The organism is Secundilactobacillus folii (genome assembly GCF_009720675.1).
Taxonomy (GTDB): Bacteria; Bacillota; Bacilli; order Lactobacillales; family Lactobacillaceae; genus Secundilactobacillus; species Secundilactobacillus folii.
In genome coordinates this window covers 1-7,386 of sequence record NZ_WNJO01000028.1, presented here as the reverse complement: position 1 = coordinate 7,386, position 7,386 = coordinate 1, and the positions used below count along the sequence as shown (strand labels likewise).

Annotated in this window: 11 protein-coding genes and 1 pseudogene; 4 read left to right on the top strand and 8 right to left on the bottom strand. The window is 37.3% G+C overall.

Annotated features, from left to right (window positions below):
- Both GM612_RS12095 and GM612_RS12090 read left to right on the top strand, forming a co-directional pair.
- A partial coding sequence (locus tag GM612_RS12095; protein ID WP_141346048.1) for a Tn3 family transposase occupies positions 1–339 on the top strand: 339 nt, incomplete at its 5' end.
- Positions 340–603: 264 nt separating this feature from the next.
- Positions 604–1,071 carry a Dps family protein gene (locus tag GM612_RS12090; protein WP_003587210.1) on the top strand — a complete coding sequence of 156 codons (468 nt, stop codon included), beginning with the start codon at positions 604–606 and terminating at the stop codon, positions 1,069–1,071.
- A gap of 41 nt (positions 1,072–1,112) precedes the next feature.
- Here the strand turns inward: GM612_RS12090 and GM612_RS12085 are convergent.
- From GM612_RS12085 to GM612_RS12060, 6 genes and pseudogenes are all read right to left on the bottom strand, one after another.
- Positions 1,113–1,202 (bottom strand): annotated as a pseudogene (locus GM612_RS12085) (IS30 family transposase); the annotation flags it as partial.
- Between the two features lie 107 nt (positions 1,203–1,309).
- Entirely contained in the window at positions 1,310–1,876 is a 567-nt protein-coding gene (locus GM612_RS12080) for a DUF536 domain-containing protein (protein WP_038023403.1), read from the bottom strand.
- Between the two features lie 276 nt (positions 1,877–2,152).
- On the bottom strand, positions 2,153–3,088 hold the full coding sequence (locus GM612_RS12075) for a replication initiation protein (RefSeq protein ID WP_076633367.1): 936 nt from the start codon (positions 3,086–3,088) through the stop codon (positions 2,153–2,155).
- Positions 3,089–3,805: 717 nt separating this feature from the next.
- Positions 3,806–4,018 carry a hypothetical protein gene (locus GM612_RS12070; RefSeq protein WP_042253400.1) on the bottom strand — a complete coding sequence of 71 codons (213 nt, stop codon included), beginning with the start codon at positions 4,016–4,018 and terminating at the stop codon, positions 3,806–3,808.
- A gap of 376 nt (positions 4,019–4,394) precedes the next feature.
- Positions 4,395–4,754: a hypothetical protein gene (locus GM612_RS12065; RefSeq protein WP_063490259.1), complete on the bottom strand. Its 360-nt coding sequence runs from the start codon at positions 4,752–4,754 to the stop codon at positions 4,395–4,397.
- 12 nt (positions 4,755–4,766) lie between these two features.
- Positions 4,767–5,354 carry a site-specific integrase gene (locus GM612_RS12060; protein WP_039098794.1) on the bottom strand — a complete coding sequence of 196 codons (588 nt, stop codon included), beginning with the start codon at positions 5,352–5,354 and terminating at the stop codon, positions 4,767–4,769.
- Positions 5,355–5,430: 76 nt separating this feature from the next.
- Between GM612_RS12060 and GM612_RS12055 the strand changes: the two genes are divergently transcribed.
- Positions 5,431–5,709, top strand: a complete 279-nt coding sequence (locus GM612_RS12055; protein ID WP_002834561.1) for a type II toxin-antitoxin system Phd/YefM family antitoxin — start codon at positions 5,431–5,433, stop codon at positions 5,707–5,709.
- A complete protein-coding gene (locus tag GM612_RS12050) occupies positions 5,709–6,065 on the top strand; it encodes a type II toxin-antitoxin system YafQ family toxin (protein ID WP_076633058.1) in 357 nt (118 codons plus the stop codon). Before GM612_RS12055 ends, GM612_RS12050 begins: the two co-directional genes overlap by 1 nt.
- A 568-nt stretch (positions 6,066–6,633) precedes the next feature.
- Here GM612_RS12050 and arsC read toward each other — a convergent pair.
- Both arsC and arsD read right to left on the bottom strand, forming a co-directional pair.
- Entirely contained in the window at positions 6,634–7,050 is a 417-nt protein-coding gene (gene arsC, locus GM612_RS12040; RefSeq protein ID WP_004563097.1) for an arsenate reductase (thioredoxin), read from the bottom strand.
- A 22-nt stretch (positions 7,051–7,072) separates the two neighbouring features.
- On the bottom strand, positions 7,073–7,386 hold a 314-nt coding region (arsD, locus tag GM612_RS12035), incomplete at its 5' end, for an arsenite efflux transporter metallochaperone ArsD (protein WP_133174775.1).

Below are 7,386 nucleotides of genomic sequence, written 5' to 3'. Positions count from 1 at the left end.
GAACAGCTAAATAAAGGTGAAGCTCGGCACGCGCTTTGTCGAAACATCTTTTATGGTCGGAAAGGGAAGCTTTATCAAACGTATTTTGATGGTATGGAAGAACAACTAAACGCTCTCAGTTTAGTCACGAATGCCATTATTTATTGGAATACCGTTTACCTGGAAAAGATTGTGACGCAGATGCAATCAGAAGGGTTTGATTGTTCTGACGACATGATCGGCAAATTATCGCCACTGATGTTTGAACACATTAACTTTGTCGGTAAGTACACGTTCCAATATAATGAAGCGTTAGAAAATGGTCATTTAAGACCATTGGATGAAGCAGACGAAAAATAAGATTGTTCGGTTTTTAAAGTCTACCGCTACTTTTCGTACGAATGTTCCAGAGCTCTTTTTAAATAAAGCCAATATAAAAAATCAGAAACGCTGTTAAATCAACGTTTCTGATTTTTTGTTCGGGATCCTACCGCTACTTTTCGTATGGATGTTCCATTGACCCCTAATTCTACGGGCTATAAATAACTTAATTTGCCAGTGTATAACGTTTCAGATTAAGCTACCACTAAGTTATAATAACCATATCGAAAGGAGATCAATCTAATGAAATATACGAAAACCAAAGCAGTATTAAATCAACTCGTTGCCGATTTGAGCCAGATGTCAATGATTATCCATCAGACGCATTGGTACATGCGTGGACCCAACTTTTTGAAGTTGCACCCCTTGATGGATGAGTTCATGGAAGAAATTGACAGCCAACTCGATGTCATTTCTGAACGGCTGATTGCGCTTGATGGCAGTCCTTACTCGACCTTAAAAGAAATGGCCGAAAACACTAAGATTCAAGACTGGCCTGGTGAATGGGACAAAACAACCCCAGAACGCCTCGCACACTTAGTTGATGGCTATCGTTACTTGGAAGACCTTTACCAACACGGCATTGAAGTATCCGATGTTGAAAAAGACTTCAGTACCCAAGATATTTTCATTGGTCTCAAAACCGCAATTGAGAAGAAAATCTGGATGATTCAGGCAGAGCTTGGGTCGGCGCCGGAAATTGATGAATAAAATAATATTAAAAAATCGGTAGGCTTATGGTAGATTGTAAAATTAATCCGAACGCCCATTTGGATATTGGACAGCCCTAGTTCACAAAAGGTTTCGATTTTAATTCGTTCGGAATAGGTTATACTAGACAAAAGATCAGCTCCTAAAAGATGGGTTTGTGGTAAACACCATTTTAAAGGAAGCTGATCTTTTTTGTCCGAACAGCGTTCGGATTAATTTTACAATCTACCATTGATTGTCACCAAAAATGCCACCAACTATTATTGGTGTTGTTCTTAAATGTTTTCTTTTGTCTATTACCATATTCAGCAACTTTATTTTCATTTTGATTGTCGTTTTTATCCTTGATGTGACTGGTATTAGAACTATTCGTCAAGGTATCGCCCTTGTCGTTTAATTGTTGCTGATGAGTAGCACTAGAAGATTCAAACAAGCCACTCAGTTTCTGAACGTGTTCTTTTAATCGATGGTTCTCTGCAACCGTTGCTATCTGTAATTTTTGCTGCTGATCTAAGGCTTGTTGTAAATTTGCAATTTGTTGATCTTTAACATCAAGTTGCTTCAGCAAGATTTGATCAATATTTTTGTCCTTGTCGTTTTCAGCTTGCCGATTTGGTTGTCGTTCTTGTCGTTTTTGCTTGTCAAAATTAGCAAGCATTTTAACGCCTTGGTTGTCTATTTCTAGATGGTTTTTAACTTTGTAAGTGTGTTTGCTTCGAAAGCCATTAATGCTATTAATACGTTGATTAATAGCTTGTTTTGACAATTTAAATTCTTCTGAAAGTTGCCGAATAGTCTTGCCCAATAGTTTCACCGCCTAATTAATCCGCCTTAAATTATAAGTTAAAAACGACAAGAAAACCAATCGACAACCAAGTTTAAGTTTTGCTTGTCGATTGGTTTTCTTTAGGTATCAATCTTCAAGCTAAACTATAATTGATTTGGTTCTGGTTGTTGCCACCAATGAATGTTGCTTTAACAGCAAATATCCCGAATTAACAACAACTAAAGTTTGCATCTAGTTTTTTCCCTAATGGCTTGTTTTGATACGCCAAACTCATCAGCAAGCTCCTTAATAGTTTTAGGCATGATTTCCAAACCCCTTTTGGAGTTCAGCAAGTGCTTCTTGTCTTGCTTGATCTCTGATTTTTTGATCATGTTCAGCTTGTTTTTCAGCCAGTACCTGTTTTTCAGTTGTTCCTAAAGGCAAGCATTTAACTTTGTCAATTGCACGCCACTTTTCTTTATCTGATAATTCATCATTGTGCTGAATGTTAAAGAGTTTTTGACGCTCATCTTGAAATTTGCCTTGAGAAAAATCATTTGCGTCCTTTCTTTCAGGTTTCCAAGTAAAAGAATAACCGATAACTGGTTTTCCTCTGCCTTTACCATATTTTTTTCTAATCGTTAGCCCTCTAAAAAGCGGGGTTAATTCTTCTCTAATTGGCTTAATAACCTTTTTGTCAACATTTGAAGGACTATTCCAATAACTTTTAGGTATATCAAGCAATTCAAAAAAATCTTCTTTAGAGAAATAAGAATAGCCAGTAGTTCGAAATTGCTTAATTAGACGAAACATTGTTTTAGCGTAACTGCTTTTTAAATTTCTAAATTCTGTTAGGGCATAACGAACCCAACTTTCTAAATCGTTTAGCAAGTGCAATGCTTTGGGATAAATCTGAATATCAACATAAGGTTCTTCAGCTTCACCTTTAATTTCAAATTCAGTAAACATGACAAAAAATTCACGATTTAATCCACTCTTACTTCTACGGCCAAACCTAAGGCTGAGGATCTTTTGGTATGTATTTTCAATATCATCAATAAAACGTTTATTTGCGGTTGGTTTATAGTTACTAAGCTCTTTTAACTGGTCAAAAGAGAAACGAACAGTTTTATTCCCTTGATCCCGCATGCGGGAAACAATTGAAAAAAATAAATTCATCTCAATTGGGGTAAATTTTCTCAAGGGAATAGTATTCAACTCAGGATCATACTTAACTAACTCATTAGACATGATTATCACCTCAAACACATATTAAAATAAAAGTACCTTTTTATCAAGTACAGAACTTATAAAGGTACTTGATAAACAGACAAAAGGTACTTGATAAACAGACAAAAGGTACTTGATAAACAGACAAAAGGTACTTGATAAACAGACAAAAGGTACTTGATAACCTTCTGTGAGCCTTGGGAGAGTAAGGCGCAATAGGGGTCTAAAAGAGGTTTAAAAGAGGTTTATAAAAGAGGTATATAAGAGGCACCACTGTACGAGATACAAACCTAAAACAAAAAAACACAAAGGAGTGAGCCAAAAAACGGCTCACATTAAACTCCAGTCGCACAGCTCCTTGCGCCTCACGCTGTTCGTTGCTTAAAAGGTGTGGCAAGCCACATTTAATCGGGCGCTAACGCCCCGAACCCCGTCCAAGCTGAGCCAGCTTAACCGCTTTTTCACTCGCCGTTAGGCAGGAAAGCAAAGTTTTGTAGAAACTTTGGCTTTCGCCAATTCAGTGTTAAGACTGGTTTAGAGCTGTCAATTCCTTATGCTCCCACGCTTTGCTCGTCCGCTACCATTGACAGCAAACAGTTATTTTTTGGAATCTTAACAAGAACTTAGCTGCTATGTTCGTTTTTTAGGGCCTTATTTTTCGCTTCTAGCAATTTTAAGAATATTCATATACATTTATACCAAAGCAAAACAAAAAGCCCTCAGCAGGCTCTTAGAGGGCTAAATAACGAAGCCAGGACGATTAATAATATCTTCTTGTCTTTTTTGCAAAACATAAGTGTATAAGGAATCATACAGATTCCTCTTGATCTCATCAGGTTCATTGACAGAAGCTTCAAACAATTCTTGAATATCAACTTGCCAAGGATCAGCAAGCATTTCATCAATTGGTTTTAATACTTTCTTTTCGTCCATCTTAATGACTCCTAACATCAAAATAATGCTTTCAGTTTAAATTCACAGATCTTACAGAACCGTTATTCAAAATTTGTTACCAAGCTTATAAAAATTCTCTGCACAAAGCAATTAAAAAATTTTGGCTTAAAACAGCGTAATCTGCAACACTTTTTAAGTATTTAAAGCATAACAATCTTAGTTAGGTGCAAACATAAATTGAATTAAAAATACAGTCGATTCAACAACGGCAAAAACTGATTTCATGGTTATCAGCAGGCCGAGTGAAACGAGGTCAATGCGCACTTACACCCTTGACACTTGTCAAGGGTAGATTTAAGCCCCATTTTGATGGGGCTTATTTGTATTAGAAGGCTAACGCCAACTATCAAAAACCTAGAGTTAAATCTTAAGATTAATCAATCACATTACGAAGGATCCAATGACTATAAGCAAGACGAGCACCGGGAGTTATTACCCAAGGGTGATTAATTTCGAAAATTTGAATTTCAGTTGCTAAGTAAAGTGGGGTCTTGCCATGATTAAAAGCAAAAACGGGTTGCGGAAAATCAGGCTTACTAGCAACTTGATGAACACTTTGACGAGAGTTCATCTGCCAACGAATTTTTAAATCTTCACGCGACAATAATTGCGGTAATTGTGTTTTTTCAATTTGAGCTTGTTGCTGCAACTTTTGTGTAAAGGCTTGTTTAGTCTTGTTTTGATGCCAATCATCAAACAGATCATACTTGTTTGATTTAAAATCTAAATCCATAAAGACAGCCTCCTAACCAAAATCAATTTGATCCAGCATCGTTTCGGTACTGGCCTGGTCTAAGCCTAAATAAGCTAAAGTCATCGCCTCACTGGAATGATTGAGCAGATTCATGACTAAGCCAATATTATAATTTGATTGCGTGTAGACGCGATAAGCCCCGGTTTTGCGCATCGTATGAGTACCCAGATAATTAATTCCTAACAGATCGCCAACCTTACTCATGATTTTGTAAAATTGTTTTTCTGTAATATGGCGCTCGGGGTGTTGAATGGAAGGAAAGAGCCATTCAGAGGCTAGTCTATGATCAAGTAGCCATTGACGGTACAATAAGAGCTCTGTTTGAACTGGTTTAAGATACAAGGTATTAGGCTTACCCGTTTTTCGGTCGTGAATGAACGCATTTTGTTTAATAGAACCGTCCGGATTGAAAATATCGGTTTGTTTTAAGCGCATGACATCACTGACTCGCAACAGTGTCGCTTTGCCAACTTGAAAAACTGTATAGTTACGCCGGCCAGCTTTAAAGTTGTTGAGTAAGGTATCTTGCACCTCTTTGAGAACGTTTGAATCTTTGATGGGTAAGACAACTTGTTGCATAGTTTTAGCTCCTTAAAAAATTGATTTTTAGTACAAGTTAAAGTACAATATTGAGTACAAAGAAAGGGTGGTAAATATGACATTAGCACTAACACAGAGCGATTTTCGCGCTAACCTAAAAAAATATTTAGATCAAGTTAATGACGAAGACGAAACCGTTTATATTGCTCGTTCAAATAGTCGAGCAGTGGCCATCGTTTCACAAGAAAAAATGGACTGGCTAGAAAGAGCATTAAAAGCTAAAGAAGGTTCGTTAGAATATGCGATTGCGCGTGATCAGTTAATTAAACGACATGTTTTACCTGATGATGAAATTGTTGAATCAAATGATGATTATTGGGGTCAGTTTAAATAATGAAAAAACTAAGATTTAAACCACGTGCAACCTTTAATGCTGATCTAAAACGGTTAGCCAGTTTAGACAAATCTATTATTGGTGAAGTTCGAGCAGCCATTGACCTGTTGCTTGAGCAGCAACAATTACCACCAGAATTTGAAGATCATGAGCTTAATCGGCGAATGAGCGGTTATAATGAATTTCATTTACGAGACACCCCGAAAAACAAAACACCAAGCGAAACTAACGATGTTCTGGTTGTTTATACGATTGATACAGATGAACTAGTCTTAATTGGCATTCGAGTAGGATCGCATGATCGTTTATTTCCTGGTCAAAATCGTTCCAAAAGGTATCGAAAAAATGACGAATAAATGAAGTCATTTATACCATATAAAAACAAATAGCCCCCAACATCTACATTATAGATATTGGGGGTTATTCTTTCAATGTTTTCGAGGGGCAATTTGTATATTATAGCCCCTATATATTCATAGCCCCTTTCTGTTTGGTGTTAAAGTATTAGTCATCGATGTCATGCACTATCTTGTTTAGCTCCGTTTTGATGGAACTGGAAATATTTTCTAAATTGAAATGATTATATATTTCTTTATCCTTAAGCATCCTTTTTTGTGCCTTATTTAATTTACACTCATTGTTACCCACTACCCATTCATCCTTTTTACGTATAAAGGGGTTTTGCGCCCTTTCCTTTAACGCGTTTTGAACATCTTCATAAGGTAAATAAAATTCAATTGTAGATTAATTTTACAATCTACCATATAACGTCTCCATCTTTTCAAAACGACTTAATTGGGGTTAATGGAACATCCATACGAAAAGTAGCGGTAGGAAGCCGAACACTCAGAATGTTTGTTATCTGAATATACGGTTTTCTACCGCTATTTTAAAATTCGTATTGGTTACGGACCTACTGATTCCTCAGAGGTTACCGACTTTTGCTAAGTCAATAATCTGCTGCTCAATTTGATCTCTGACCTTCCGAAAAACTACTATTCTATCCTGTTCGGATCCAGCTGCTAAAGCCGGGTCTGGAAGTGGCCAATGCTTTTTCTTGACCGTTGGTGGGGTGACTGGACAGCGATCACGAGCGTCTCCACATAAGGTGACAACTAGGTCACTGTGAAGCAAATAATCGGGATCAATTAACTTTGATGTTTGCTGGGAAATATCTATTCCTTTTTCAGCCATAACTTTAACAGCCAATGGATTCAAGCCATGCACCTCGACTCCCGCACTGGCAACGCGCCAATCATTGCCTAAAATTTTTTTAGCGAATCCTTCAGCCATTTGACTTCGACAAGCATTTCCAGTACATAGAAAATAAATTTGTGTCATCATTAATCCTCCATCTAAACTATTAGTGAACCAAAGCAGCTACTAAATCCATGTCTAAGTAACTGCTAAACTCGTTAATGGTTGGGTATTCACCGGTTTTTACCAACTGACCATCCACTAACGTAATTGGTAAAGCATTTATGCCCTGACGTTTTAGTTCTTGGGCAACAATCGGATTTCGAACAAAGGCATCGGGGTTCTGGGCTAAATTACGACGAATGAACATGGCCTGCCCCTGTGCATTCACACTGACATACCGCTGAATGGCCGTTGTTTGAATCAATTCCTTATCAACGCTGGGACCACAAACACCGGTTGAACAACACATTGCTGGTT